This window comes from Carboxylicivirga agarovorans (genome assembly GCF_050589845.1).
Taxonomy (GTDB): domain Bacteria; phylum Bacteroidota; class Bacteroidia; order Bacteroidales; family Marinilabiliaceae; genus Carboxylicivirga; species Carboxylicivirga agarovorans.
The window spans coordinates 1-1,657 of sequence record NZ_JBNGPA010000077.1; the positions used below are offsets into that span (position 1 = coordinate 1).

At 41.9% G+C, this 1,657-nt stretch carries 1 protein-coding gene; it reads left to right on the forward strand.

Annotated elements, in window-relative coordinates; translation table 11 throughout:
* The coding region (locus tag ACRD69_RS25260) for an IS1182 family transposase (RefSeq protein ID WP_430817914.1) at positions 1-1,639 on the forward strand (1,639 nt) is incomplete at its 5' end.
* Positions 1,640-1,657 lie beyond the last annotated feature (18 nt).

The following is a 1,657-nucleotide window of genomic DNA, read 5'->3' on the forward strand; positions in this document are numbered from 1 at the left end:
CGTCAGACTGTCTAAAAACCTATCATTTAAGAATCACAAGATCAGATATTTTGTATCTTCAAGTATGAAATACATCCAAGGCCAAAACCGCACACAAATCCAGTTATTCACCCTTACGCTTGATGATGCTGTAGAGGCAGATAATGAAGTCAGGTTGATTGATGCCTTTGTATCCCACCTAAAACTTGAAGAGTTGGGTTTTGATATGCAGGCAGGGGAAAATGGACGACCATGCTACCATCCTGGTGATTTGTTACGATTGTTTATTTATGGGTATTTAAACCGTATCCGTTCATCCCGATCATTAGAGAAAGAATGCAAACGTAACATTGAATTGATGTGGTTGCTCAAGCAGTTAAAACCTGATCACAATACGATAGCAAATTTCAGGCGCGATAATTCCAAGGCCATCAAACGAGTGTTTAAGGAAACGGTCCAGGTAGCCAAGTATTTCAACCTGATAGGTGGTCAGATTCTGGCAGGAGACGGAACTAAGCTACGAGCACAGAACAGTAAGAAGAACAACTTCAACCAGAAGAAGATTGACCGTCACTTGCAATACATCGAAAACAAGCTGGACGAGTACAGCCAGGCATTGGCTAAGGAAGACGGTGACTCATCGCGGAAAAAGGAACTGAAGGATGAGATTACTAAGCAGGAGCAGCGAAAAGAGAAGTATCATAAGCTGGAAGCTGAACTAAAGGAAACAGGAGAAAAACAGATTTCAACATCAGACCCGGAGAGTCGCCAGATGGCTATTCGAAACATCATTACAGAGGTGGCTTACAATTTACAAACTACGGTTGATGCTAAACACAACCTGCCTGTTGATTATCTTGTAACCAATGAAAATGACAGCAACGCAATGGGAACAATGGTGGAGCGTGCGGTTGATGAGATTGGACACAATAACTTTACAGCACTTTACGATAAAGGCTATCACACCGGAAGTGAGTTTGCAAAAGCAGCCAAACTGGGAGTGGATGTAATGGTAGCCATTCCTGCAATCCCTAAAAACTCACAGGCTCCAGACCCAACCTATAACCTGGAGCATTTTAAATTTGATTCGCAGCAGTACATTTATACTTGTCCAATGGGACAAATCCTGACAACCAATGGCAAGTGGCACAAAGCTAATCGCGGCGGTGATTTTCAGCTATTCAGAACACCTGCCTGTAAGGGCTGTGAAGCCAGAGCTAAGTGTACAAGCGCCAAAGTTAATGGGCGTATTATCCGCCACCATGCTGAAAATATATATGTGGTCGCCAACAAAGCACGAATTGAAGCAAATCCAAAGCTTTATAAGCGCAGACAGGCCATTGTGGAGCATCCCTATGGCACCATCAAACGTCAATGGGGCTTTGACCATATCATGACGAAAAAGTCCATTAGCAGAGCCGCTGCAGATGTTGGCTTAATTATGACAGCCTATAACCTTCGCCGCTTAATTAATATTGTTGGGGTAGATTCATTGATAGGCCTTTTAAGCCTATTTAAACCGTTTAATAAACTCAAAAATGCTGTAGGAAGCGCATTTAAGAGCCTGAATAAGTTATTGAAAAAAATGATCGTCAAACGGCATAGTCTTTTAAACTCTCAAAACTTAAGCCTAATTTTAACTAATAATGTGGCAGCTTAATAGTTTTTAGACAGACTG